23 protein-coding genes and 1 tRNA gene are annotated in these 25,778 nt (G+C 69.8%); 11 read left to right on the top strand and 13 right to left on the bottom strand.

What is annotated here, in order from left to right; all coding sequences use genetic code 11:
• Positions 1 to 43: 43 nt before the first annotated feature.
• From EBL84_RS00410 to EBL84_RS00400, 3 genes are read left to right on the top strand one after another with little or no spacing between them, the layout of a single operon-like run.
• The gene (locus EBL84_RS00410) at positions 44 to 1,285 is read left to right on the top strand and encodes a cytochrome-c peroxidase (RefSeq protein WP_123139013.1); all 1,242 of its coding nucleotides are present in this window, start codon (positions 44 to 46) and stop codon (positions 1,283 to 1,285) included.
• Between the two features lie 18 nt (positions 1,286 to 1,303).
• On the top strand, positions 1,304 to 2,719 hold the full coding sequence (locus tag EBL84_RS00405) for an NAD(P)H-binding protein (protein WP_123139012.1): 1,416 nt from the start codon (positions 1,304 to 1,306) through the stop codon (positions 2,717 to 2,719).
• A gap of 32 nt (positions 2,720 to 2,751) precedes the next feature.
• Entirely contained in the window at positions 2,752 to 3,159 is a 408-nt protein-coding gene (locus EBL84_RS00400; RefSeq protein ID WP_123139011.1) for a response regulator, read from the top strand.
• 13 nt (positions 3,160 to 3,172) lie between these two features.
• On the opposite strand, the gene EBL84_RS00395 is transcribed toward EBL84_RS00400, so the two are convergent.
• Complete coding sequence (locus tag EBL84_RS00395) at positions 3,173 to 4,531, bottom strand: AarF/ABC1/UbiB kinase family protein (RefSeq protein ID WP_123139010.1); 1,359 nt, start codon at positions 4,529 to 4,531, stop codon at positions 3,173 to 3,175.
• Positions 4,532 to 4,763: 232 nt separating this feature from the next.
• Between EBL84_RS00395 and EBL84_RS00390 the strand changes: the two genes are divergently transcribed.
• The 4 genes from EBL84_RS00390 (at position 4,764) to EBL84_RS00375 (ending at position 9,064) form a co-directional block, all read left to right on the top strand.
• Entirely contained in the window at positions 4,764 to 6,641 is a 1,878-nt protein-coding gene (locus tag EBL84_RS00390; protein ID WP_123139009.1) for a DEAD/DEAH box helicase, read from the top strand.
• Between the two features lie 25 nt (positions 6,642 to 6,666).
• Entirely contained in the window at positions 6,667 to 7,071 is a 405-nt protein-coding gene (locus EBL84_RS00385; RefSeq protein WP_369957531.1) for a DUF423 domain-containing protein, read from the top strand.
• Between the two features lie 3 nt (positions 7,072 to 7,074).
• Positions 7,075 to 7,806, top strand: coding sequence for a 16S rRNA (uracil(1498)-N(3))-methyltransferase (locus EBL84_RS00380; protein WP_123139008.1), 732 nt, complete (start codon positions 7,075 to 7,077; stop codon positions 7,804 to 7,806).
• A 256-nt stretch (positions 7,807 to 8,062) separates the two neighbouring features.
• Positions 8,063 to 9,064, top strand: coding sequence for a hypothetical protein (locus EBL84_RS00375; protein WP_082805864.1), 1,002 nt, complete (start codon positions 8,063 to 8,065; stop codon positions 9,062 to 9,064).
• 68 nt (positions 9,065 to 9,132) lie between these two features.
• Here EBL84_RS00375 and EBL84_RS00370 read toward each other — a convergent pair.
• Together EBL84_RS00370 and EBL84_RS00365 are read right to left on the bottom strand one after the other, a co-directional pair.
• A tRNA-Asn gene (locus tag EBL84_RS00370) sits at positions 9,133 to 9,208 on the bottom strand.
• A 140-nt stretch (positions 9,209 to 9,348) separates the two neighbouring features.
• Positions 9,349 to 10,536 carry a pyridoxal phosphate-dependent aminotransferase gene (locus tag EBL84_RS00365; protein ID WP_123139007.1) on the bottom strand — a complete coding sequence of 396 codons (1,188 nt, stop codon included), beginning with the start codon at positions 10,534 to 10,536 and terminating at the stop codon, positions 9,349 to 9,351.
• 151 nt (positions 10,537 to 10,687) lie between these two features.
• Here EBL84_RS00365 and uvrB point away from each other — a divergent pair, with 151 nt between their 5' ends.
• Both uvrB and mtgA read left to right on the top strand, forming a co-directional pair.
• The gene (gene uvrB, locus EBL84_RS00360) at positions 10,688 to 12,697 is read left to right on the top strand and encodes an excinuclease ABC subunit UvrB (RefSeq protein WP_123139006.1); all 2,010 of its coding nucleotides are present in this window, start codon (positions 10,688 to 10,690) and stop codon (positions 12,695 to 12,697) included.
• A 28-nt stretch (positions 12,698 to 12,725) separates the two neighbouring features.
• On the top strand, positions 12,726 to 13,550 hold the full coding sequence (mtgA, locus tag EBL84_RS00355) for a monofunctional biosynthetic peptidoglycan transglycosylase (RefSeq protein WP_123139005.1): 825 nt from the start codon (positions 12,726 to 12,728) through the stop codon (positions 13,548 to 13,550).
• Positions 13,551 to 13,928: 378 nt separating this feature from the next.
• Here the strand turns inward: mtgA and EBL84_RS00350 are convergent, their stop codons facing one another.
• Both EBL84_RS00350 and EBL84_RS00345 read right to left on the bottom strand, forming a co-directional pair.
• On the bottom strand, positions 13,929 to 14,366 hold the full coding sequence (locus EBL84_RS00350; RefSeq protein ID WP_123139004.1) for a DUF4124 domain-containing protein: 438 nt from the start codon (positions 14,364 to 14,366) through the stop codon (positions 13,929 to 13,931).
• 99 nt (positions 14,367 to 14,465) lie between these two features.
• Complete coding sequence (locus EBL84_RS00345) at positions 14,466 to 15,536, bottom strand: 3-deoxy-7-phosphoheptulonate synthase (RefSeq protein WP_123139003.1); 1,071 nt, start codon at positions 15,534 to 15,536, stop codon at positions 14,466 to 14,468.
• Positions 15,537 to 15,883: 347 nt separating this feature from the next.
• On the opposite strand from EBL84_RS00345, the gene argS reads away from it, so the two are divergent.
• Complete coding sequence (gene argS, locus EBL84_RS00340; protein WP_123139002.1) at positions 15,884 to 17,650, top strand: arginine--tRNA ligase; 1,767 nt, start codon at positions 15,884 to 15,886, stop codon at positions 17,648 to 17,650.
• Position 17,651: 1 nt separating this feature from the next.
• Positions 17,652 to 18,242: an SPOR domain-containing protein gene (locus tag EBL84_RS00335; protein ID WP_123139001.1), complete on the top strand. Its 591-nt coding sequence runs from the start codon at positions 17,652 to 17,654 to the stop codon at positions 18,240 to 18,242.
• 18 nt (positions 18,243 to 18,260) lie between these two features.
• Here EBL84_RS00335 and phoU read toward each other — a convergent pair whose 3' ends face one another.
• From phoU to rsxB, 8 genes are all read right to left on the bottom strand, one after another.
• The gene (gene phoU, locus EBL84_RS00330; RefSeq protein WP_123139000.1) at positions 18,261 to 18,926 is read right to left on the bottom strand and encodes a phosphate signaling complex protein PhoU; all 666 of its coding nucleotides are present in this window, start codon (positions 18,924 to 18,926) and stop codon (positions 18,261 to 18,263) included.
• 111 nt (positions 18,927 to 19,037) lie between these two features.
• Complete coding sequence (locus EBL84_RS00325) at positions 19,038 to 20,873, bottom strand: mechanosensitive ion channel family protein (RefSeq protein WP_123138999.1); 1,836 nt, start codon at positions 20,871 to 20,873, stop codon at positions 19,038 to 19,040.
• A gap of 114 nt (positions 20,874 to 20,987) precedes the next feature.
• Complete coding sequence (locus EBL84_RS00320; RefSeq protein ID WP_123138998.1) at positions 20,988 to 21,269, bottom strand: RnfH family protein; 282 nt, start codon at positions 21,267 to 21,269, stop codon at positions 20,988 to 20,990.
• 13 nt (positions 21,270 to 21,282) lie between these two features.
• A complete protein-coding gene (locus tag EBL84_RS00315) occupies positions 21,283 to 21,969 on the bottom strand; it encodes an electron transport complex subunit E (RefSeq protein ID WP_123138997.1) in 687 nt (228 codons plus the stop codon).
• Between the two features lie 5 nt (positions 21,970 to 21,974).
• Entirely contained in the window at positions 21,975 to 22,622 is a 648-nt protein-coding gene (gene rsxG, locus EBL84_RS00310; protein WP_123138996.1) for an electron transport complex subunit RsxG, read from the bottom strand.
• On the bottom strand, positions 22,619 to 23,707 hold the full coding sequence (locus EBL84_RS00305) for an RnfABCDGE type electron transport complex subunit D (RefSeq protein WP_123138995.1): 1,089 nt from the start codon (positions 23,705 to 23,707) through the stop codon (positions 22,619 to 22,621). The genes rsxG and EBL84_RS00305 overlap by 4 nt, the downstream gene beginning before the upstream one ends.
• Before the next feature lie 4 nt (positions 23,708 to 23,711).
• Positions 23,712 to 25,220, bottom strand: a complete 1,509-nt coding sequence (gene rsxC, locus EBL84_RS00300; RefSeq protein WP_123138994.1) for an electron transport complex subunit RsxC — start codon at positions 25,218 to 25,220, stop codon at positions 23,712 to 23,714.
• Positions 25,217 to 25,750 (bottom strand): electron transport complex subunit RsxB, encoded by a 534-nt coding sequence (gene rsxB, locus EBL84_RS00295; protein ID WP_123138993.1) that lies wholly within the window; start codon positions 25,748 to 25,750, stop codon positions 25,217 to 25,219. The genes rsxC and rsxB overlap by 4 nt, the downstream gene beginning before the upstream one ends.
• Between the last annotated feature and the right edge of the window lie 28 nt (positions 25,751 to 25,778).

The raw sequence follows: 25,778 nt of genomic DNA, 5'->3' as shown, positions 1-25,778 counted from the left end.
TGCCGATCGATGCCCAAGAAGTGTAAACGAGGTTCCTGAACCCATGCTGAACATCACTGCAAGCAGCCGGGTGCGCTGGCTGGGCGTCGCGTTTGCGCTCGGCGCCGCGTCGACCGGCGCCAGCGAGCTGTCGCCGCCATCGTCGCTGGTGGCGCTGGGCCGGGCGCTGTTCTTCGATACCGGGTTGTCCGAGCCGCCCGGGCAGTCATGTGCGAGCTGCCACCTGCCGAGTGCCGGCTGGAGCGGCCCGGACAGCGCGATCAATGCCGCCGGTGCGGTCCAGCCCGGGGCGGTGCCCGGACGCTTCGGCAATCGTCGCGCGCCGACCCTGGCCTACGCGAGCTTCAGCCCGCCGCTGCATCTCGACGAGGAGGGCGGCGGTTTCGTCGGTGGCAACTTCTGGGACGGTCGCGCCACCGGCTGGCTGCTCGGTGACCCGCTCGCCGAGCAGGCCCAGGCGCCATTGCTCGACCCGCTCGAGCATAACCTTGCCGATGCCGCCGAGGCGGTCGAGCGGGTCTGTGCCGGGCCGCGGGGGCGAGCGCTGCGCGACTGGTTCGGCGAGAGCGTCTGCGCCGAGCCGGTCGCTGGGTTCAACGCCATTGCCCGCGCGCTCGCCGCTTACCAGTCATCGCCCGAGGTCAACGCCTTCAGCTCCAAGTACGACCATTATCTGCGCGATCCCGAGCGCTATCCGCTGAGCGCCGAGGAGGCCCGGGGGCTGGAGCTCTTCGCCCGCGCCGACAAGGGCAACTGCGCCGCCTGTCATCCGCACACCCCGGGGGCGGACGGCAGTCCGCCACTGTTTACCGACTTCACCTACGACAACCTCGGTGTCGGGCGTAACCCCGACAACCCCTGGTACGCGATGGCCGGCTACAACCCCGATGGGCGTGCCTGGCGCGATCCCGGGCTGGGAGGACTGCTCGCCCGGGTGCCGCGCTTCGCGGCCCTGGCTGGGGCGCAGCTCGGCAAGCACAAGGTGCCGACCCTGCGCAATGTCGATCGTCGTCCCGCGCCCGGATTCGTGCGCGCCTACATGCACAACGGCGCCCACAAGGGGCTGGAGACGGTGGTGCACTTCTACAACACGCGCGATCTCAAGCCGGTCTGCGAGGACCTGGCCGCGCCGCGTCCGGGCAACAACTGCTGGCCACGCCCGGAGGTGGCGCGTAACGTCAATGATGACGAGCTGGGTGATCTCGGCCTCGATGCCGAGGAGGAGGCCGCCATTGTCGCCTTCCTGCGAACACTCAGCGACGGTTGGGACGCGCCACAGGATTGATCGGATCGAGGAGGTTGGATGAGTGAGCAGGGACGGCCCCAGGTGGCGGTCGCCGGTGCCAGCGGTTTCATCGGTACCGCGTTGTGCCGGGCGCTGGCCGAGCACCACGAGGTGGTGGCGTTGACCCGCTCGCCGGCGCGGGCGCGGATTCCGGACCCCGAGCGGCGTATCGGCTGGCGTCGCTGCGATCTGTTCGACGTCGAGGCGGTGCGCGCCGGGCTGCAGGGCTGCGATCTCGCGGTCTATCTGGTGCACTCCAACGCCCCTTCGTCGCGGTTGACCCAGGCCGCGGCGCGCGACATGGATCTGATTCTTGCCGACAACTTCGCCCGCGCCGCGGCGGCCTGCGGGGTGCGTCAGATCGTCTTCGTCAGCGCGCTGATCCCCGAGGGCTTCGAGATCGCGCCGCTGCTGTGGAGCCGGCGCGAGGTGGAGCTGACGCTCGCCGCTCACGGCACCCCGGTGAGCGTGCTGCGCGCCGGGCTGGTGGTGGGGCCGGGCGGTTCCGGGCTCGGGCTGCTGGTCGATCTGGTGCGCCGTCTGCCGCTGCTGGCGCTGCCGCCGGAGGCGCGCTCGCCGACCCGCCCGATCGCTCTCGACGACCTGGTGCGCGCCATCCTGCTGTGTCTGGAGCGCCCCGAGGACTATCGCGGGGTGTTCGATCTCGGTGGTCCCGAGTGGCTGAGCCATGCCGAGATGGTGCGTCAGTGCGCCGAGGTGATGGGGGTGCGACGCTGGGTGTTCACCCTGCCGTGGTTGCCGCTGGGGGTGGTCGCGTGGGTGGCGCGGCGGGTCTCAGGGGCCAGTCCCGCGTTGGTCGGGCCGGTGGTCGAGAGTCTGCCGCAGCGGCTGCGAATACGTGACAATGCGCTGCAACGGGCGATCGCGCCCTCGGCCCTCGCCTTCCGTCGGGCGCTGGCGCAGTCGCTCGCCGCCGATGGTCGTCACCTGCAGCCCAACCCGCGCCGCCCGATCCAGCTCGAGGACCGGGCGCAACTGCGCGAGGCGAGCCGGGTACGCTCGATCCAGCGCATCATCCTGCCGCCGGGACAGGACGCGGCCTGGGTGGCGGGCAACTATTTCCGCTGGCTGGGACGCTGCTGCTGGCCGCTGGTGGCCAGTCGCGAGTGCGCCGACGGCGGTTGGGAGGTCGGGCTGCGACTGCCCCGGGTGGTACTGTTGCGGCTGCGTCCGGCGGCGGCGATGAGCACGGCACAGCGGCGGGTCTATCACATCGACGGTGGATTGCTGGCCCGCGCCGAGACCGGCGGGCGGTTCGAGTTCCATACCCTGCTCGATGGCCGCTATACCATGGCCGCGATCCACGACTATGCCCCGGCGCTGCCCTGGTATCTCTATCTGTGGACCCAGGCGGCGATCCATCTGCGGGTGATGCGTCGCTATCAGCGCCGGCTGGCGCGACTGGCGCGCTGAATGCTCGGCGATCAGGCAAGGAGGGCACGCTCATGGAGTCCCAATCCCTTTCCCCGTTGCAGGGTCTGCGGCTGCTGGTCGCCGAGGACAACGAGATCACTCTGTGCGTGCTTCAGGAGATCCTCGAGGGCGAGGGGGCGCGGGTGACCGGCGTCGGCGACGGCGAGCAGGCGCTCGCCGCACTCGATACCGACGACGATTACCAGTTGCTCCTCACCGACCTGCGGATGCCGGTGGTCGATGGTCTGACGCTGGCGCGGCGCTGCCGTGAGCGTCTCCCCGGGATCCCGGTGGTGGGGCTGACGGTCGCGCTGCTGCCCGAGACCTGCGCCCAGGCCAACGAGGCCGGTATGGCCGAGCTGCTGGAGAAGCCGCCGGACATCGATGCGCTGGTGGCGGCGGTACTGCGCCACGCTCGCTGGCCGGGCGACGCCGACTGAGCCGGAGCGGTGCTCAGGCCGCCGCGGCCGCGGGCGCCGGCGGCCGGATCACGCCCTCGACCATCGCGGCGAGATCGACGCGCGCGCGCAGTCGGCGCGAGAGCATGAACGAGCCCATGAACTTGCGGTGCAGGAACATCGTCTCCGGCGCCGGGGCGGTGCTGAAGGCGCCGGAGCGGAACAGCTCGCGCCCCTGGCGGTAGACGCGCTCGAACAGGTCGGAGGTGCCGAAGTCGTAGTGGTCATCGGTGCTCAGCGGCTCGGCGGCGAGCTGCAGCAGGTCGAGCATGGTGCCGATGTGCTCGACCGGGTCGTCGGCGCCCATGTAGCCGAGCGCGACCGAGGCCTCGCGCATGCCCTCGCGATCGCTGTCGATGGTGGCGAGCGCCAGGCGGCGGAAGGCGGCGACGTGCTCGGGGGCGACGCCGTGGGTGGCGCCGAAGTCGAGCAGGGCGATACGGCCGCTGTCGGCGTCGTAGAGATAGTTGCCGAAGTTGGGGTCGGTCTGCACCAGGCCGAACTCGAACAGCTCGCGCAGGGTCAGGCGCATCAGCGCGGTGGCGGCGCGATCGCGCGCGGCGCGGCGGTAGTCGGCGCCGGCGAGGCGGTCGACCGGTACGCCGTCGACGAAGTCCATCGCCAGCACGTTGCGGGTGGTGAGGTCGCGATGCACCGCCGGGACCAGGAAGTCGGGGTCGTCGCCGAGTCGCGCGCGATAGCGCTCGAGGGCCTCGGCCTCGGCGTCGTAGTCGGCCTCGCGATGGAGCTGGCGGCGCGCCTCCTCGAGAAAGGGCTTGATGTCGATGCCCTTGGGGGCCATGCCGAAGGTCTGGCCAAGCAGGGCGAGGTTGTCGATGTCGCTGTCGATGCTGTCGCGCACCCCGGGGAACTGGATCTTCAGCGCCAGACGGCGACCGTCGCGGGTCTCGGCGCGGTGCACCTGGCCGATCGAGGCGGCGGCGATCGGCTTGAACTCGAAGCGGCTGAAGCGCTTGTCCCAGTCCGCCCCGTACTCGCGTTCGAGCACCTGGCTGAGCTGACTCATCGGCATCGGTTCGGCGCGCTCGCGCAGCGCACTCATGATCTCGGCGGCCTCCGGGGTGAAGATGTCCGAGCCTTCCATCGACATCAGTTGGCCCATCTTCATCACCGCACCGCGCATCCGCGCCAGCCGCTCGGTGAAGCGCCGGGTGTGCTCGGGCGAGAGCTGGATGCGCGCCGGCTCGCCGCTGTTGCGACTGCGCGCCAGCTCGAACATCCCCTTGACGCCGACGCCGGCGGCCAGGTCGGTGGTCGCACGACCGAGGTGCCAGAGACGGCTGAGACGGCGGCTGGGGACGGCGCTTCCCGGCTGCTTGGTGGATTTGGTCATGATGAATTCCTTATCGAAATATTAAGGTTTAACCCAATGTAGGCGCGGCATGGAGTGGCGACAAGGCAAAATCGCAACCCTTGCGGTGGCGGTGATGGTGTGTGGAAAAGGTGAAATCACTTGCAGTTGCACGCACATAGTTCAATAATAAACAGTTTCCTCGCGATCTCCGGCAGGCCATCCCGGCCTTCTTTGCAAGCGCGCCTTTCTCTCTCCCCTTCGAGGCTCCACCATGGATACCCCTGACACGAGCACCGGTTTCGCCGATCTCGGTCTCTCCCCCGCCGTCACCCAGGCCGTTGGTGATCTCGGCTATGAGTCCCCCACCCCGGTTCAAAGCCAATGTATCCCGCACCTGCTCGCCGGGCGTGACCTGCTCGGTCAGGCCCAGACCGGCACCGGCAAGACCGCGGCCTTCGCCCTGCCGCTGTTGAGCCGTCTCGATCTCGATGCCGGGGGACCGCAGATCCTGGTGCTGGCGCCGACCCGCGAGCTCGCGCTGCAGGTCGCCGAGGCCTTCCAGGAGTACGCCGCGCACCTGCCCGGCTTCCTGGTGCTGCCGATCTATGGCGGTCAGAGCTACGGGCTGCAGATCAGCCAGCTCAAGCGCAAGCCGCAGGTGATCGTCGGCACCCCGGGTCGGGTGATGGACCACATCCGTCGCGGCACCATGTCGCTCGCCGGGATCCGCGCCCTGGTGCTCGACGAGGCCGACGAGATGCTCAACATGGGCTTCGCCGAGGACATCGACTGGATCTTCGAGCAGGCGCCGGAGGAGCGGCAGGTGGCGCTGTTCTCGGCGACCATGCCGCGCGCCATCCGTCAGGTTGCCGAGAAGCGGCTGCGCGATCCCATGCTGGTGCAGGTGGCGGCCGACTCGGAGACGGTCGACACCATCGATCAGCACCACTGCGTGGTCACCCGCTTCCACAAGCTCGACGTGCTCACCCGCATCCTCGAGATCGAGGAGTTCGACGGCATGGTGGTCTTCGTGCGCACCAAGCACGGCACCACCGAACTGGCAGACAAGCTCAAGGCCCATGGGTTCGCCGCCGAGGCGCTCAACGGCGACATGAACCAGGAGATGCGCGAGCGCACCATCGAGCGGCTCAAGCAGCGCCAGCTCGATATCCTGGTCGCCACCGACGTGGCCGCGCGCGGACTCGATGTCGAGCGCATCAGCCATGTCGTCAACTTCGACATCCCCACCGACCCCTCGGCCTATGTCCACCGTATCGGCCGCACCGGCCGTGCCGGTCGCGCCGGTCGCGCGCTGCTGCTGGTCGAGCCGCGCGAGCGCGGGCTGCTGCGCGCCATCGAGCGCACCATCCGCCGCAGCGTGCCGGCGATGGAGCCGCCCTCGGCGGCCGATCTCAGCGAGTCGCGTATCGATCGCTTCACCGCCGAGATCAAGGAGGCGCTCGGCCAGGACCTCGATTTCTTCTATCGCCTGCTGTCGCGGCTCAACACCGAGCTGGAGGTCGAGATGCACGACCTCGCCGCGGCGCTCGCCTATCTCAACCAGCGCGAGCGTCCGCTGGAGATCCAGGAGGAGCTGCCGCGGCCGCGCCCGTCGCGCGAGCGTCATGACCGCGGTCCGCGTCTCGAGCGGGGCGCTCGTCCCGAGCGCGGTGATCGCGGCGAGCGTCGCCCGCGTCGCGAGCGCGACCACGACGCCGGCCGGCCGCCGCAGGGCGATCTCGAGCACTACCGCATCGAGGTCGGTCATCAGCATGGCGCCACCCCGCGCGAGATCGTCGGCGCCATCGCCAACGAGGCCGGGCTGGAGGGCCGCTTCATCGGCCGCATCGACATCCAGGACGATCACTCGGTGGTCGACCTGCCCAAGGGCATGCCGCGCGAGGTCTTCCAGCACCTCAAGCGGGTCTATGTCCGTGGTCAGGCGCTGCGCATCTCGGCGCTCGATCAGAGCGAGGGCGAGCCGCGCCGTGGCGGCACCGCCGCACCGGTGCGCGAGGGGCGTCCGGGCAAGCCGCGTCCCGGCAAGTTCGTGCCCGGGCGGCAGCGCGGCGAGCGCACGCCGGTGCGTCGTGGCGCGCCCGGCGAGAAGGAGTGGCGGCCGCGCCCGAATCGCAAGCCGCGCGACTGAGATCGGTGGATAACGAGGGGGATCGATGATGCATCCGGCACGACCCTGGCTGGTCGTCGGCGCGCTCTGCGGGCTGACGAGCGTGGCGCTCGGCGCCTTCGGCGCGCACGGACTCGATGGCCGGGTCGAGCCGCGCATGCTGGCCAACTGGCACACCGCCGCCGACTATCTCGCCACCCACGCCTTGGCGATCCTGGTCTGTGGCGCCTTGCTGGTGGCGCGCCCGCGCGCCGCTGGCGTCGCTCTCGCCGCCTGGCTGTTTCTCGCCGGCATCGCCCTGTTCAGCGGCAGCCTGTTCGCGCTGGTGCTCAGCGGGGTGCGGGGGCTGGGCATGGTCACCCCGATCGGCGGTATGCTGCTGCTCGGCGGCTGGCTGGCCCTGGCCTTCGCCGGCTGGCGTCTGGCCGGTGGGCGTGATCACGGGGGCTGAGCCGTGCGCATCCCTCGCGTCCATGTCGACCAGCCGCTGACCGACGGCGCCGACTGCGCCCTGCCCAGCGGTCCCGCGCGTCATCTGGCGCAGGTGCTGCGCCTCGGCCCCGGGGCCGAGGTGGTGCTCTTCGACGGCAGCGGTCACGACTTCCCGGCCACCATCACCCACAGCGGGCGCGAGGGCGTGCAGGTGCGCCTCGGCGCGCCTGGTCCCGTCGAGCCCGCGCCCCGGCTCGAGATCCATCTCGCCCTCGGCGTCTCCAAGGGCGAGCGCATGGACTTCGCGTTGCAGAAGGCCGTGGAGCTTGGCGTCACCCGCATCACCCCGCTGCGTACCGAGCGCAGCGTGGTGCGGCTCGACGGGGCGCGGCTGGCGCGTCGTCTCGACCACTGGCGCGGGGTGATCGTCAGCGCCTGCGAGCAGAGCGGTCGTCGCCGCCTGCCCCGGCTCGACGACCTGCAGGCGCTGCCCGACTGGCTCCCCGCCGGCTGGCCCGGCGGTCTCATCCTCGATCCTCGCGCCGAGCGCGCGCTCACCGCACTCACCCCGCCCGAGACCGGCGTCACCCTGTTGATCGGTCCCGAAGGCGGTCTGAGCGAGCGCGAGATCAATCAGGCCCGCGCTCAGGGCTTCACCGGCGTGCGTCTCGGTCCCCGCATCCTCCGCACCGAGACCGCTCCCCTGGCCGCCATCGCGCTGATCCAGGGGCTGTGGGGCGACCTCGGGGACTGATCCCGGGCGCCGGCCGTTAGCGACCAGCCGAATCGAACCGCAAAGACGCCAAGCGCGCAAAGAAGACGATCGGCTTCCAATCGCCGGCCTCCAGTGGGCATTGCATTCAGCCGTACTGGTCGCTGCAACCCAATCAACTGTTTTTGCTTGGCGTCCTTCGCGTCTTTGCGGTCCAATCCCTTGGCGGCTCGTCTTGTGTACGATCCCGGCGAGCCGCTATCCTCCAGGTTGACTCCCGTCGCCCGAGGTCGTGCCGATGCATCGCCTGTTGCTGCTGCTGTGTCTGCTGTTGCTGTCGGGTTGGGTCGTGGCCGGGGAGGGGGCCGACGGGCCGACCGTGGTGCGGATCGGGGTGACGCTGGACCAGATCGTCGGGATCGACCAGAAGGCCGAGAACTTCTCCGCCGTCTATACCCTGCGGGTACGTTATCGCGAGCCGGCGCTGGCCTATGAGCCGACGCCCGGGGCGCCGCCGTTTCGCATGCTGACCTTTGCCAAGACGATGGAGAGGTTACAGGCGCAGGGGGTGGTGTGGCCGGGGATGTTCCTGGCCAATCAGCAGGGGCGGCACGACCTGAGCCGCCAGGGGATACGCCTCTACCCCGATGGCGAGGTGCACTATATCGAGCGCGCAACGGCGGTGTTCCAGGCCCCGGACTTCGATTTCCGCGACTTCCCCTTCGACAGCCAGTCGTTCTACATCCGGGCGGAGTCCTTGCTCCCCGACTCGCTGTTCGTCTTCGAGCTTCTGCCCGAGCATATCGGGGTCGGCGACCAGCTCGGCGAGGAGGAATGGCAGGTGTTCGATTCGGCGGCGGTGGTCGACACCGTCACCGGTGCCGACGGACTCGGTTACTCGCGCTTCTCGCTCGGCTTCCAGGCCAACCGTCACCTGCTCTATTACGTGGTGCGCATCTTCGTGCCGATGCTGATCATCCTGGTGGTCTCGTGGAGCACCTTCCGCCTCAAGGACTACATGAAGCGTATCGACATCGGCATCACCGTGCTGCTGTTGCTGATCGCCTTCAACTTCACCCTGGGCAACGACCTGCCGAGGCTGGGCTATCTCACCGCGGTCGATGCCTTCATCGCCGGCACCTTCGTGATCACCGGGGCGGTGATCCTGGTCAACGTGCAGTTGCGGATCTGGCAGCACCAGAAGCGCGAGCGCGAGGCCGAGCGGCTCGATCGTCTCGCCCGCATCGGCTACTGGCCGGCCTATCTGGTGGGGATGTCGACGGCCCTGCTGTTGCTCTGAGCGGGGCGAAACCGACGGACAGACAAGAAAAAAGGGCTGATCCGTGAGGATCAGCCCTTTTTCGTATTTGGCTCCCTGGGACGGGCTCGAACCGCCGACCTAGTGATTAACAGTCACCCGCTCTACCGACTGAGCTACCAGGGAATGTCTTGAGCCGATAATGTTAGTGGGGATGCGCTGATGCGTCAAGCATGGATTCGATTGCTGTGTTCGATCGCATGCCGTTTTCGCTTGCCTCTGACCGATGACTCGGCGCCCCGGCGGACGGGACGCCGGGGCGGGTCTCAGCCGGCGCAGGCGTTGGCGATACGCTCGAGCGCCTGTTCCAGGTTCTCGCGGCTGGTGGCGATCGACAGTCGGACGTAGCCGGGCAGGCCGAAGGCGGTGCCGGGCACCAGGGCGACGCCGGCGGTCTCGATCAGGAACTCGGCCAGCTCGAGGTCGGTGTTGATGTTGGGCATGCGATCGATCAGCCCCTGCACCTTGGGGAAGACATAGAAGGTGCCGTCGGTGGACAGGCACTCGATGCCCTCGATCGCGTTGAGCCGCTCGACGACCAGGTCGTGACGCGCCTTGAAGGCGACGAGCATCTCGCCGATGCACGCCTGCGGGCCTTCGAGCGCGGCCTGGGCGGCGGCCTGCGAGATCGAGGCCGGGTTGGAGGTGCTCTGCGACTGCACCTTCTTCATCGCCTTGATGATGTCGACCGGACCGGCGGCGTAGCCGATGCGCCAGCCGGTCATCGAGTAGGCCTTGGAGACGCCGTTGAGCACCAGGGTGCGCGGGGCGAGGTCGGGGCAGGCGTTGAGGATGTTGACGAAGGGCGCATCGCTCCAGCGGATGTGCTCGTACATGTCGTCGCTGGCGATCACCGCGCGCGGGAAGTCACGCAGCACCTCGCCGAGGGCCTCGAGCTCGTCGCGGCTGTAGGCCATGCCGGTGGGGTTGGAGGGGCTGTTGATGACCACCAGCCGGGTCTGCTCGGTCATCGCCGCGCGCAGCTGCGCCGGGGTGATCTTGAACGACTGGTCGGCGGCGGCGTGGATGAACACCGGGGCGGCACCGGCGAGCAGCGACATGTCGGGGTAGGAGACCCAGTAGGGGGCGGGGATCACCACCTCGTCGCCCGGATCGAGCAGCGCTTGGGCGAGGTTGAAGAAGCTCTGCTTACCGCCGCAGGAGACCAGGATCTGCTCGGCGGTGAAGTCGAACCCGTTGTCGCGCTTGAACTTGTCGATGATCGCCTGCTTGAGCCCGGCGGTGCCGTCGACGGCGGTGTACTTGGTGAAGCCGTTCTCGATCGCGGCGATGGCGGCGGCCTTGATGTGTTCGGGGGTGTCGAAGTCGGGTTCACCGGCACCGAGTCCGATCACGTCCTTGCCCTCGGCGCGCAGCGCATTGGCGCGGGCGGTGATGGCGAGTGTGGCAGACGGCTTGACGGCCTGGACGCGGGCGGCGAGTTTGGTGCTCATCAGCGATGATCTCTGGGGTCCTGGGGTGGCTGGATTTGATTGTTGCAACTGCCAATAATAGCGAAACGCCGGACGCCCGGCATCTCGCGCGATGGCCGTGGATCGCGGTCGCTGCGGGGTGCCGTCGCCATCAGCAGACGAGGCCCCTTGCATGTCCGCCAGACCTTTCCAGCTCGAAGCCCGGTTCGCACCCGCGGGCGATCAGCCAGCAGCCATCGAACGCCTGGTCGCCGGCCTCGAGGACGGCGAGGCCGGGCAGACCCTGCTCGGGGTGACCGGTTCGGGCAAGACCTTCACCATCGCCAACGTCATCGACCGGGTGCAGCGCCCGACCCTGGTACTGGCGCCGAACAAGACCCTCGCCGCCCAGCTCTACGGCGAGATGCGCGAGTTCTTCCCGCACAACGCCGTCGAGTACTTCGTCTCCTACTACGACTACTACCAGCCCGAGGCCTATGTCCCGGCCACGGATACCTATATCGAGAAGGACGCGGCGATCAACGAGCACGTCGAGCAGATGCGGCTGTCGGCGACCAAGGCGCTGCTGGAGCGGCGCGATGTGGTGATCGTCGCCACCGTCTCGTCGATCTACGGGCTCGGTGACCCGAGCGCCTATCTGAAGATGGTGCTGCTGCTCAAGCGCGGCGATCTGGTCGATCAGCGCGCCATCCTGCGTCGTCTCGCCGACCTGCAGTACCAGCGCAACGAGGTCGAGCTGCAGCGCGGCTGCTACCGGGTGCGCGGCGACGTGATCGATATCTATCCGGCCGAGTCCGACGACGAGGCGGTGCGGGTGGAGCTGTTCGACGACGAGATCGAGTCGCTGTCGCTGTTCGACCCGCTCACCGGCGCGGTGCGCCAGCAGGTGGCGCGCTACACCGTCTACCCCAAGACCCACTACGCCACGCCGCGCGAGACCATCCTCCAGGCCGTCGAGCAGATCAAGCCGGAGCTGCGCGAGCGCCTCGCGGTGCTGCGCGAGCAGGGCAAGCTGGTCGAGGCGCAGCGGCTCGAACAGCGCACCCAGTTCGACCTGGAGATGATGGTCGAGGTCGGCTACTGCCAGGGCATCGAGAACTACAGTCGCTATCTCTCCGGGCGCGCCCCCGGCGAGCCGCCGCCGACCCTCTACGACTACCTGCCGCACGACGCCCTGGTGGTGATCGACGAGAGCCATGTCACCGTGCCCCAGCTCGGCGGCATGTACCGGGGTGATCGCTCGCGCAAGGAGAACCTGGTCGACTACGGCTTCCGCCTGCCCTCGGCGCTCGACAACCGGCCGCTGCGCTTCGAGGAGTTTCGCGCGCGCCAGCCGCAGACCATCTATGTCTCGGCCACCCCGCGCGCCTTCGAGCTGGAGCACTCGGGCGTGGTCGTCGAGCAGGTGGTGCGTCCCACCGGGCTGGTCGACCCCGAGCTCGAGGTGCGCCCGGCGCTGACCCAGGTCGACGACCTGCTCTCCGAGATCCACGCCCGGGTCGCGGTCGACGAACGCGTGCTGGTGACCACCCTCACCAAGCGCATGGCCGAGGACCTCACCGATTACCTCACCGAGCACGAGGTGCGGGTGCGCTATCTGCACTCCGACATCGATACCGTCGAGCGCGTCGAGATCATCCGCGATCTGCGGCTCGGCGCCTTCGACGTGCTGGTCGGCATCAACCTGCTGCGCGAGGGGCTGGACATGCCCGAGGTCTCGCTGGTCGCCGTCCTCGACGCCGACAAGGAGGGGTTCCTGCGCTCGACCGATTCGCTGATCCAGACCATCGGTCGCGCCGCGCGCAATGCCAACGGCAAGGCGATCCTCTACGCCGACAGCGTCACCGCCTCGATGCGCCGGGCGATCGACGAGACCGAGCGCCGCCGCGCCAAGCAGCTCGCCGCCAATGCCGCCAACGGCATCACCCCGCAGACCATCCGCAAGGCGGTGGCCGACATCATGGAGGCGGCCACTCCGGGCGCGCCGCTGCCGGCGCGTGACTATGCCGCGGTGGCCGACGAGGTGGCCGAGTACGCCGCGCTCACCCCGCAGCAGCTGGCCAAGCGGATCAAGGCGCTGGAGAAGACCATGTACCAGCACGCCAAGGACCTGGAGTTCGAGCAGGCGGCGGCGGTGCGCGACCAGATCCGCGCGCTGCAGACCCGGGGGCTGGCGGGCTGAGCACGCGCATGGGTGCGACACCGCGACGATGAGCGAGCAGGAGCGGCGGGAGGCCGGCGCGGTCGATGCCCCCGGGCCGGGCATGGCGAGCGCCGCGGCCGAGGCGCCCGGGTCGTCGCCGTCGCGGCTCCGGAGCATGCCCGGGCGCGCGCGCTGCTGGCTGCGCCGCTGCGGTCGCGGGTTACTGGTGCTGGCCGTCACCGGCGTGCTCGGCTCGGCGCTGCTCGTCGGGGCGCTGCGCTGGGTCGATCCGCCGGCCTCGGCGTTCATGCTCCAGCACGCCTACAACCTGTGGCGACTCGATCAGTCACCGCCCTATTACCATCATTGCTGGGTGCCCTGGAGCGAGCTCCCGCCGCCGCTGCGACTGGCGGCGATCAGTGGTGAGGATCAGCGCTTTCCGACCCATCTCGGCTTCGACCTGATCGAGATCCGTCACGCCCTCGCCGCCCATCGCCAGGGCGGCGCGTTGCGCGGCGCCAGCACCATCACCCAGCAGACGGCCAAGAACCTCTTCCTGTGGCCGGGGCAGGGCTGGGGGCGCAAGGCGATCGAGGCCTGGTTCACCTTGTTGCTCGAGGTGCTGTGGTCGAAGGAGCGCATCCTCGAGGTCTATCTCAACATCATCCAGTTCAGCCCCAGCACCTATGGCGCCGGGGCGGCCAGCGTGCGCTACTTCGGCCACCCGGCGCGCACGTTGACGCTGGAGGAATCGGCGCTGCTCATCGGCGTGCTGCCGGCCCCCGGTCACTACCGTCTCGACCGCCCCTCGGAGCGGTTGCGCCGCCGCGCCGACTGGATCATCGACCAGTCCTCGCGTCTTGGCGGCGAGCGTTATCTGGGGCGGCTCTGAGGTTCAGCGATCAGCCGTCAGCCGCCAGCCGCCAGCCGTCAGCTACCAGCCGTCAGCTACCAGCCGTCAGCCGCCAGCGGGCGTTTTTCCTCACCCTCGCCACGAACACCAGGCGCCATCATCGTAGGATGGGCAAAGCGCAGCGTGCCCATCGCGGGGGGAGCGATCAGCGCCCAGCCTTCAGTCGCCAGTTGCCAGCCTCCAGTGAGGGGGCTGGGTTGTCTCGTCGCGTCGCGGTTGACCGTACGCCGACACCGGAGACTGTTTGCTGAAGGCTGGTCGCTCTCTTCGCGTCCTTTGGGACTTTGCGGTTCAATATCTCCCGGCGGCTGGCGGCTGGCGGCTGGCGGCTGGCGGCTGGCGGCTGGCAGCCCGTCCTCAGGGGCCGCAATACCGCTCGACCTGGGCGCGGTGGTGTTCGAGCATCTGCTCGCGGTAGCGCTGTTCGCTGCGGTCGCGGTAGGTGGCGCGGGCGGCCTGTTCCCAGCGCGCGACCTGGGCACGGTGACGGGCGCATTTGGCCCGATCCACTGCCGTGGGGGTTGATGTCTTGCGCGGCGCGTCGGTGGAAGTGCGCTCGGTCGGGGGTGGGGCGAGCCGTTCGAGCTGGCTGCCGACCGACATCCTCGGGTCGTTGGCGGCGCGGGCGTTGCCGTCGGGGCTGCGGGTGTCGAGCTCGATGCTGCCCCCCGAACTTGCGGCGTCACAGGGCGTTTGCTGGTAACTGGTATGACCGGCGGCGTCGACGCAACGATACAGCTCGGCCTGGGCGTCGAGGGCCGCGACCGCGCAGAGCAGCGCGATGGCGCCTTTCATGCTTGATCCTCCCTCCGCTGGAATCACATGGCGGGGCTCAGTGCCCCGCCATGTCCGAGCTTAGTCGGGATCCCCGGCGCGCGTGAGAGGCCGGCGGTCTCAGTCGCGCCCGCGGGCGCGGGCGGCGCGGCGCTGCTCCACGGCGTCGGCCAGTGCCTGGAGCATGGGCTCGGTGTCGTCCCAGCCGACACAGGCGTCGGTGATGCTCTGGCCGTGGACCAACCCCTTGCCGTCACCGAGGTTCTGCCGCCCGGCGACCAGGTTGCCCTCGATCATCGCGCCGATGATGCACTGCTCGCCGCGCGCCACCTGTCCGGCCACGTCCTGACAGACGCGCACCTGCTTCTCCGGCTTCTTGCGGCTGTTGGCGTGGCTGCAGTCGATCATGACCTTCGGCGTCAGCCCGGACTCGACGATCTGGTCGGCGGCGATGTGCACGCTCTCGGTGTCGTAGTTCGGACGCTGGCCGCCGCGCAGGATGACATGGGTGTCGACGTTGCCGGTGGTGCTGAAGATCGCCGAGCGTCCCTCCTTGGTCACCGACATGAACACATGGGGACGGGCGGCGGCGTGGATGGCGTCGATCGCCACCTTGACGTCACCGTTGGTGGCGTTCTTGAAGCCGACCGGGCAGGATAGCCCGGAGGTCAGCTCGCGATGGCCCTGGCTCTCGGTGGTGCGCGCGCCGATCGCGCCCCAGCTGATCAGATCGGCGATGTACTGGGGGCTGATCAGGTCGAGGAACTCGGTGCCGGCGGGCATGCCCATGTCGTTGAGATCGAGCAGCAGCTTGCGGGCGATGCCCAGCCCCTGGTTGATCTCGAAGCTGCCGTCGAGTCCGGGGTCGTTGATCAGCCCCTTCCAGCCGACGGTGGTGCGCGGCTTCTCGAAATAGACCCGCATCACCACCTGCAACTGCTCGGCGAAGCGCTCGCGCAGCGGCTTGAGCTTGCGGGCGTACTCGATTGCGGCGTCGGGGTCGTGCACCGAGCAGGGACCGATGATCACCAGCAGACGATCGTCCTCGCCGTGGAGGATGCGCTGGATCGCGTGACGGGTGCCATAGACGGTCGCCGAGGCGGCCTCGGAGAGCGGAAACTCCTCGTGCAACGCCTTCGGTGAGCGGACTTCTTTGATTTCGCGGATGCGCAGGTCGTCGGTCTGGTACATGGGCATGGGCGTTGCTGGATTGTCGATGGAGCGAAGCATTATAAACCGAAGCGTGTAGGTCGCTGCGCCGGAGATGACCGTCGAGCGCCGCTCGACCGGCATGTCCGCCGTACCTTGGGGGCAGGCGCGGATTCCCCGCTCGCGCCGCTGCCGCCCGGCGTCGCGTCTCCCTCGTGGCGACGGATTCGGGTATGCTTAGACGGGATCAGGGCTGCCGCCCGATCGATCCGGCGCCCGAGCACTTTCCATCTCCATTGCGGCTTGCGCCGCCGATTGCCGGTCCCGGCCCCGTCCCAGGGGTCGTGCGGATCCTGCGTCGGCGCGGCGCGGCCTGGTCGTAGGCCTGCATGAAGCAAGACATCATCGAACTCATCCGCGACGCCCTCGGGCGTCTCGTCGCAGACGGCACCCTCGCGCTCGAGGCGCTGCCCGAGCCCCAGCTCGATCGCACCAGGGATCCGGCCCACGGCGACTTCGCCACCAACATCGCCATGGTGCTGGCCAAGCAGGCGCGCACCAAGCCGCGCGACCTGGCGCAGCGACTGGTCGAGGCGCTGCCCGCCTCCGCCGCCGTGGCGCGGGTCGAGATCGCCGGTCCCGGCTTCATCAACTTCTTCCTCACCGAGGCCGCCTACCACGCCCTGGTGCCGCAGATCATGACCGCCGGGCCCGACTACGGGCGCAGCCAGGTCGGCGCCGGACGTCGGGTGCAGGTCGAGTTCGTCTCGGCCAATCCCACCGGACCGCTGCACGTCGGTCACGGTCGCGGCGCGGCCTACGGCAGCGTGGTCGCCGATCTGCTCGCCGCGGTCGGCTTCGACGTCCACCGCGAGTACTACGTCAACGACGCCGGTCGCCAGATGGACATCCTCGGCACCTCGGTGTGGCTGCGCTATCTCGAGCTCTGCGGCGAGGAGCTGACCTTCCCGAGCAACGGCTACAAGGGCGATTACGTCTGGGACATCGCCGCGACCCTGCACCGCGAGCACGGCGACGCCTACCGGGTGGCCGCCGATGCGGTCTTCGCCGGGGTGGCGGCGGATGACGACGGTGCCGGCGGCGGTGACAAGGAGGCGCACATCGACGACCTGATCGCGGCCGCCAAGCGTCTGCTCGGCGACAACCGCTATCGCTTCGTCTTCGAGCTCGGGCTCAACACCATCCTCGACGACATCCGCGACGATCTCGCCGGCTTCGGCGTCGACTATCAGGAGTGGTACTCCGAGCGCACGCTCACCGAGAGCGGTGCGGTCAACAAGGCCATCGAGCGGCTGCGCGCGTCCGGGCACGTCTACGAGCAGAACGGCGCGCTCTGGTTCCGCTCCACCGACTTCGGCGACGAGAAGGACCGGGTGGTGGTGCGCGACAACGGCCAGACCACCTACTTCGCCTCCGACATCGCCTATCACATGGACAAGCTCGAGCGCGGCTTCGAGCGGGTGATCGACATCTGGGGCGCCGACCACCACGGCTATGTGCCGCGGGTGAAGGCCGCGCTCGAGGCGCTCGGCGACGATGCCAGCCGTCTCGAGGTGCTGCTGGTGCAGTTCGCCATCCTCTATCGCGGCGGCGAGAAGGCGCAGATGTCGACGCGCTCGGGCGAGTTCGTCACCCTGCGTCAGCTGCGCGAGGAGGTCGGGCGCGACGCGGCGCGCTTTTTCTACGTCATGCGTCGCTGCGAGCAGCATCTCGACTTCGATCTCGACCTGGCCAAGTCCGAGTCCTCGGACAACCCGGTCTACTACGTCCAGTACGCCCACGCCCGCGTCTGCAGCGTGCTGCGCCAGGCCGCCGAGCGAGGCATCGTCATCGAGCCGAGCGCCGGCACCAGCCATCTCGATCGCCTGGTCGAGCCCCAGGAGCAGGCGCTGCTGCGCTCCATCGCGCGCTATCCGGAGGTGGTCGAGGGCGCTGCGCTCAAGGCCGAACCGCATCAGCTCACCCACTATCTGCGCGATCTCGCCAACGAGCTGCACACCTATTACAACGCCCACCAGTTCCTGGTCGATGACGCTGCGCTGCGCGATGCCCGGATCAAGCTGATCCTCGCCGTGCGTCAGGTGCTGCGCAATGGCCTGGGGCTGCTCGGGGTGAGCGCGCCGGAGAACATGTGAGATGACCAGGGACTACCGACGCAGTGGCGCGACCCGCCCCAGCCCGAAGCGCCAGCAGTCGCGCTCCTGCGTCTGGTGGTTCCTGTTCGGGGCCCTGCTCGGTGCCTTCGGCGCCAGCCTGTACTGGATGCCCGAGCCCGAGGTGGGCGCGGAGACCGGCGAGCGCGCGGCGCCGGCCTCGCGTCCGGTGCCGGTGCAGCCCGACTTCCAGTTCCCCACGCTGTTGCGCGACGCCGAGGTCGAGATCGAGACCGACGCCCCGCCACCTCCGCCGCCGGCCCCTCGTCCCCAGCCAGAGCCGCCGCCCCAGCCGCAGACCCCGCCGCCATCGGCCAGCCTCGAGCGTCCCGCCGCCACTGGCGGCTATGTCGTCCAGGCCGGCTCGTTCAAGCGCAATGCCGATGCCGAGACGCTGCGCGCCGAACTCGCTCTGCTCGGCCTCTCCAGCCGGATCGAGCGCGTCACCCTCGACAGCGGCGCGGTCTATCACCGGGTGCGTCTCGGTCCCTACGCCAACAAGGCCGATGCCGAGCGGGTGCGCGCCCAGCTGCAGCGCGCCGGCAAGGATGGGCTGACGCTGCCGGCGCGCTAGTCGCCGGCGCGCGCACACTCAATCCAGGTCGGGGGTCTTGCCCGAGGCGACATAGATCGCGCGCTCGGCGACATTGGTCGCGCGGTCGGCGACCCGCTCGTAGTTGTGGGCGATCCACAGCAACTGGGTCCCGGTGACGGCGAACTCGGGGTCCTCGCGCATCCGCTCCAACACCTGCTCGATGAAGGCGTGCTCGTCGCGGTCGACCTGCTCCTCGGCGGCCACCGCCGCGCGCGCGCGCGCCTCGTCGCCGTTGGCGGCGAACACCTCGAGGGTGGCCTCGAGCATCGCGATCGCGGTGCCCGCCAGCTCGCCGATCGCCGCCACCGGCTCGGCGGGGAAGGGCGTCGCGCCGCGCTTGACGAGGAGACGGGCGACGTCGGCAGCATAGTCGCCGATGCGCTCGAGTTCACCGGCCAGCTCCATGCACGCACCGACGGCGCGCAGATCGACGCCGGCGGGCTTGTAGGCGGCCAGGGTCACCAGGCATTCCTGTTCGAGCAGGCGGCGCTGCTGGTTGATCTCGGCGTCGTCGGCGATGATTTGCGCGGCGCGCGCCGGATCGTGCTGCTCGAGACAGTCGACCGAGTGGCGCAGTGCCGTGAGCGCGAGCCGTCCCAGCCCATCGACGGCATCTTGCAGGTGGGCGCGCTGTTTCTGCACCAGGGTCAGGCTGTCGGTCATCGAATCGATCCTCATGCTTGGGGAAGTCGTGTCGACGCCACCGGCGCCGACATGCCAACGTTCCATCTTCGCACAGGGATGTTGCGAATTTGCGGCGGCGGTCGCCGCGGGTCAGGTCTCCTCGTGCGGGGGCGTGTGGAGCCCGAGCCCGCGCGGGCGGCCCTGCCGTCCGCCGGGACCGAAGTCGCGGGCGATCTCGACGAGCTGCTCGGCGGGCAGTGGGGTCGCCGGCGCGCGCGGCTGCTCGGGCGTGGCGTCGATCTCCAGCGTCTGGGTGGGGAAGGCGAACGCGACGCCGAGCTGCTCGGCCAGACGCACCACCTCCAGCAACACGCGCTGGCGCTCGACCAGCTCGGTCGCCCAGTCGGGCACGGTGAGGAAGAAATAGAGCATGACCGTGATGCCGTGTGCGCCGAGGTCGCTCACCACCACGTGGAAACCGTCCTTGCGGGTCGCTGGGTTGGCGCGGATGACCCCCTTGATACCCTCGAGAAAGGCCTCGACACGCTCCGGCGGGGTGTCGTAGCGCAGATCGATGGTGGTGTAGACGCGGCGGTGGTCGCGCTTGCCCATGTTGTCGATGGTGGCATTCATGGTGTAGGCGTTGGGCACCGCCAGCACCGAGTCGTAGAAGGTGCGGATGCGGGTGCTGCGAAAGCCGATGTCCTCGACCGTGCCCTCGTAGTTCCCCATCTTGATCCAGTCGCCGATGCGGAAGGGGCGGTCGAACATGATCGCCAGCGAGCCGAACAGGTTGGCGAGGGTCTCGCGCGCGGCGAGCGCCACCGCCAGGCCGCCGACCCCGAGCCCGGTGATCACCGAATAGGCGGGCAGGCCGATGCGTTGGGCGCCGTCGATCACCAGTGCGGCGATGGCGATGATGCTCAGCAGGCGGAAGCCGAGCCGCAGCAGTTGGCTGTCGATGCCGCGCGGGCGCAGCCGGCGCGAGCGGATGATCGCCTCGGCGCTCTGGTTGAGCAGCAACGCCACCAGCCAGGCGAGCACGGTGTAGAGCACCAGCACGAAGCCCTGTTTGACGGTGATCACCACCGCGCCGGTGAGGTTGATCTGGACGTCGATCAGGTATTCGAGCCCCTGCAGCAGGAGCGCCACCGCGCCGAGCGCGAGGATGGTGCCACCCCGCCTGGAGGTGTCCGTGCGCCGCTGGTCGGCGCGCCGACCGGCGCGCAGCAGCGCGCTGGCGAGCAGCGCGCCGAGACCAAGCGCGACGCCGGTGGCGAGCCACTGCCACAGGGTCTGACCGAGCCATTGCCGGGTCAGCCAGTCCGGCAGCGTCCGCCCCCAGTCGAGGCTGAGTCCGCGCCCCGGGGTGGAGATGTAGGCGTCGTAGAGTCCAGGGGTGGCCTCGGGCAGGTAGGGCAGCGCGGCCACCCGGTCATAGTCGTCCTCGAGACGGTCGAGCGTCCCCGGGGTGAACAGGAACTCGCCCGCGCGAGGCCCGCTCTCGACCCGGGCGATAATGATCTCGGTGTTGGGGATGCGCCAGCGGGTGAGGTCGTGCCGCTCGACCGAGCGCGCGTCCGGGACCTCGGCGAGCGCCGGCAGTCCGACCCGGTCGATGATCTCCTTGAGCAGCAGCGCGCGCTCGATGCCGATGTTGGCGGCAAGGCGCTCGGGGATCTCGCTGAGGTTGAGGGTACGCGCCGCCCGTTGCAGCGGCACCAGGGTGTCGTGTCGTGGCCGTGCCGGATCGAGGGCGATGGCGTGGACGCGCTCGAGGTTGGTCAGCAGGCTCTGCAGCGTCGCCCTGGGACTCGAGGTGTCGGGAGGTCGCAGCGGGTTGGCGGCGGAGGCGATTGCCGCCGGCGGGTTGGCCAGGACGGGTGCGACCGGCAGCCAGACGAGACCGAGCAGGGCGATGAGACCGAGCGTGCCGCGCCAGCGTGTGGATGGTGCTCGCCCCGTGATCCCCGGTCGTGCGTCCATCCGCCATCTCCTGATGTCCATTCCCGCGCTCCCGTAGCTGACGGACCCTTGCCCGCCTCGGCTTGGGGTATAGCCCGCCACCGTCCCCTTTGCAAATGCAATGAGGGTCGCGGCTCAGTCCCGGTCGCGTCGTTCGATGGTCTCGGGGTCGGCGTCGATCGGACGATAGATCTCCACCCGCTCCTCGGGTGCGAGTGTCCGCTCGAGGGTGACGAAGCGGCCGAAGATCCCGACCCGATTGATCTCCAGGTCGATCTCGGGGAAGCGTTCGAGCATCCCCGATCGCGCGATCGCCTCGCCCACCGTGGTCTCCTCCGGCACCTCGATCCTCAGCCAGGCGCGTTGCTCCTTGCTGGCATAGGCGACGCCGATTCGCATGCTGTTTTTCTCTGCCATCGTTCGCTCTCGCTCAGACCGGTGCCGCGGTTGCGCCACGGGCGCGGATGCGGGCACGTCGGGTATCGATCAACCGCTTGCCCGCGAGCATGAAGCCGAGGGCGAGGAAGCCGCCGGGGGGCAGGATCGCGAGCAGGAAGCCGGGGTAGTCGGGGATCAGGGTCAGTTCGAGGAAGGCCATCGATTCGCCGAGCAACAACGAGGCGTCGGCGAACAGGGTGGCGCTGCCGATGATCTCGCGCACCGCGCCGAGCGCGACCAGCACCAGGGTGAAACCGATGCCCATCATCAGCCCGTCGAAGGCCGAGGGCAGCACCGGGTTGCGCGAGGCGAAGGACTCGGCGCGCCCGAGGATGGCGCAGTTGGTGACGATCAGCGGGATGAACAGCCCGAGCACCTTGTGCAGGTCGTGCAGCCAGGCGTTCATCGCCAGGTCGACCAGGGTGACCAGCACCGCGATCACCAGGATGAACACCGGGATGCGGACCTCCGGGGTCACCAGCGAGCGCACCAGCGCCACCAGCACCCCGGAGAGGGTCATCACCAGGGTACTGGCCAGCCCCAGCCCGAGCCCGTTGGTGGCGGTGGCGGTGACCGCCAGCAGCGGACAGAGCGCGAGCGCCTGTCCGAGCACCACGTTGTTGTTCCAGATCCCGTCGGCGGCGATACGCCGCCAGTCGGTGGGTTGCGGTTGCGACATCGGGGTCACTCCTCTGCGGTGTCGAGCCGGTCGGGCGCGACGATGAGCCGGCTGCGCTCGGCGGCGAAGCGCTCGAGCCCGGCGCGCACCGCGCGCACCACCGCGCGCGGGGTGATGGTCGCGCCGCTGAACTGGTCGAAATCACCCCCGTCCTTGGCCACCGCCCAGCGCGCCGCTGGCGGGTCGCCGAGCGCGCGACCGTCGAAGTCGAGGATCCAGTCGTCCTTGGCCAGCTCGATCTTGTCGCCGAGGCCGGGGGTCTCGCTGTGGGCGATCACCCGCACCCCGAGGATGCGTCCCTCGGGATCGACGCCGAGCATCAACCGGATCTCGCCGGCGTAGCCCTTGCCCACCACCGGGAAGGCCAGCGCGCTGACCGTGCCGTCGCGCAGCGCGCGATAGACGGTGACCGTGCGCCCGGCGTCGTCGACCAGGGGGACGGTGGCCTCGAGCAGGTCGTTGTCGTGCAGCTCGGCCGGGATCACCTGGGTCAGGGTCGCCTTGAGATCCTCGGCCTCGCGCAGTGCGATGGTGTCGCGGGTGGCGATATCACCCATCACCAGCAACGCCGCGGCGAGCAGGGCGAAACCGCCGAGCAGTCCGGCCTGATAGCCGACGCGCGCGCGGTAACTGGGTTCGGCGAGGGTGTTCATCGACGTGCCTCCGGGCTCTCGGCGCCGACCAGCGGACGGCCGCGGCGGTCACGGCCGTGGATGCGGGGTCGGACGTAGTGGTCGATCACCGGGGTGCAGGCGTTCATCAGCAGCACCGCGAAGGCGACCCCCTCGGGATAGCCCGCCCAGGTGCGGATGACATAGACCAGCAGCCCGCAGCCGGCGCCGAAGATCAGTCGCCCGCGCGCGCTCACCGGCGAGGTGGTGGGATCGGTGGCGATGAAGAAGGCACCGAGCATGGTGGCGCCGCCGAGCAGATGATAGGTGGCGTCGGGGTAGTGGGTCGGGTCGTGGAGGTGCATCACCGTGGCGAGCAGGGCGAGGGTGCCGAGCATCGCCGCCGGGATCTGCCAGCCGATCACCCGGGTGAGGATCAGCCCGAGGCCGCCGAGCAGCAGCAACAGCGCCGAGGTCTCGCCGAGGCTGCCGCCGTGGAGGCCGAGCGCGGCGTCGAGCGGCGCGAAGCTCGCGCCGAGGATGCCGCCCAGCGCCTCGCCCTGATCGAGTGCGGTGCGCACCACGCCGAGCGTGGTGGCGCCGCTGTAGGCGTCGATCGGCGCGCCACCCTGGACGATGGCCAGCGCCGCGCCCAGCCCCGGGGCGGCGTCGCTGCCGAGCGGTGCGGGGGCGACGAAGCTGGTCATCTCCACCGGGAAGGCGATCAGCAGCGCCACCCGCGCCACCATCGCCGGGTTGAAGGGGTTCTGACCGATGCCGCCGAACACCTGCTTGGCGATCAGGATTGCGATCACCCCGCCGATCACCCCGATCCACCAGGGCGCCCAGGGCGGCAGGCTGAGCGCGAGCAGCCAGCCGGTGAGCAGCGCCGAGCCGTCACCGAGGAAGGGACGCAGCGGGCGCCCGGCGAGCCACAGACAGAGCGCCTCGGTGACCACCACGGTGGCGAGGGTGACGGCGAACAACAGCAGCGCCGGCCAGCCGAACTGCCACAGCCCGAACAGGGTGGCCGGCAGCAGCGCGAGCATCACCAGACGCATGTCGCGGGCGATGCTCGCGCCGCCGTGGACGAAGGGGCCGGCGATCGCCGGAGGTGCGATGTGCATGGTCTCAGTGCTCCGTCTCGGTCTGCTGCTCGGCCTGCTTGCGCGCGGCCTCGCGCTTGCGCTTGGCCATCGCCTCGCGCTTGGCGCGCTTGATCGCCTCGAGTCGCGCGGTGCGTCGCTCGGCCAGTGCCTTGGTCTCGGCCTGCTTGCGCCTGGCGCGCTCGCGCGCGGCCAGCTCGCCCTTGGCGTGGGCGATGTACTGCGCCAGCGGCTGTTGCGAGGGGCAGGTGTAGGCGCAGGAGCCGCAGCCGAGACAGTCGTGGAGCCCGCGCTCGGCGGCGCCCTCGAGGTCGCCGGCGCGGATGTGCGCGCCCAGCTCCAGCGGCACCAGACCGCAGGGGCAGACCTCGACGCAGCGTCCGCAGCGGGTACAGGGCATGGTCCGACCGGGCGCGCGCTCGGCGGCGCCGAGGGCGAGGATGGCGTTGCAGCCCTTGGTGGTCGGCACCTGGGGGCTGGGTAGCGGTTGGCCCATCATCGGCCCGCCGCTCACCAGCCGGGCGTCCTCCTCGGTGAGTCCGCCGCAGTGCGCGATCAGCGTTTCCACCGGGGTGCCGAGCGGCACCCACAGGTTGGCCGGGCGCGCGATCGCCGCGCCGCTGAGGGTGATGACCCGCGCGATCAGCGGCTGGCCCAGACGCAGCGCCTGGTGTACCGCGAAGGCGGTGGCCGGGTTGTGTACCACCACGCCGAGCTGGGCGGTGAGTGCCCGCGCCGGGGTCTCGCGACCGATGAGCGCCTGCACCAGATGGCGCTCGGAGCCCATCGGGTAGCGGGTCGGCACCCGGATCGGGGTGATCGCGTCGAACCCGGCGGCGGCCGTCTCGATGGCCGCCGCCGCCTCGGGCTTGTTGTCCTCGATCGCCACCAGGATGCCGCCCACCCCGAGGGCATGGGCCATGATGCGCGCGCCGTCGATCACCGCCTCGGCGTGCTCGCGCATCAGCCGGTCGTCGCAGGTGAGATAGGGCTCGCACTCGGCGCCGTTGATCACCAGGGTGTGCAATGGATGGCTGGCGCCGAGATTGAGCTTGACCGCGGCCGGGAAGGTCGCGCCGCCGAGCCCGACGATGCCGGCGGCGGCGACCCGCTCGGCGATGGCCCCCGGGTCGAGCGCGAACGGGTCGTCGCAGGGGGTAAGCGCCGCGTACCAGCGCTCCTCGCCGTCGGGCTCGATGCTGATCGTCGGCATCGCCAGTCCCGAGGGGTGATGGGCCGGGCGCTCGGCGATGGCGATCACCCGCCCCGAGGTCGGCGCGTGCAGCGGCGCCGAGATCGGTCCCTGGGCGCGGGCGATCGGCTCGCCCTTGGCCACCCGCTGACCCTTGCGCACCAGCGGCGCGGCGCTGGCGCCGATGTGCTGCTGCAGCGGCAGGTCGAGCCGCGCGGGCAGCGCCAGCTCGGTGATCGGCGCGCTTGCGGCCAGCGCCTTGCGGTCATCGGGGTGGACGCCGCCGCGCACCGGATGGATACGATTGGCGGGGCGGCGCAACAGTTGGCGCAGGGCATTCATCGTGTCGCCACCTCCGGCCGGGGCCAGTACCAGGTCTGCGGGGTGGGGCGCTCGGGGCGCATCTCGATGCCCTCGGTGGGGCAGACTGCGGCGCACAGGCCGCAGCCGGTGCAGGCCTCGGGGAAGACGGCATGGATCATGTTGTTGGCCCCCATGATGGCGTCGGTCGGGCAGCGCTTGAGGCACTTGGTGCAGCCCACGCAGCGCTCGTCGTGGATGTGTGCGAGCTGCGGCGGCTGGTCGTCGACACCGGAGAGGTCGGCCTCGACCCCGAGCAGCTCGGCCAGCGCCTCGGCCAGCGCTCGTCCGCCCGGCGGGCAGCAGCTGACCGCCGCCTCGCCGGCGGCGATCGCCGCTGCCGCCGGGGCGCAGCCGGGATAGCCGCACTGGCCGCATTGCGAGCCCGGCAGCAGCGCGGCGACCTGTTCGACGATGGGGTCGTCCTCGACCTTGAGGTGACGCGCGGCGAGTCCGAGCAACCAGCCGAGGGCGAGTCCGAGCGCGGTGAGGGTGAGGATGGCGGCAAGCATCTCTGAGACTCCGGTTGCGGGGCGTCGG

It is taken from the genome of Marichromatium sp. AB31, from assembly GCF_003718685.1.
Taxonomy (GTDB): Bacteria; Pseudomonadota; Gammaproteobacteria; order Chromatiales; family Chromatiaceae; genus Marichromatium; species Marichromatium gracile.
This window is presented reverse-complemented; position numbering and strand designations above follow the sequence as displayed.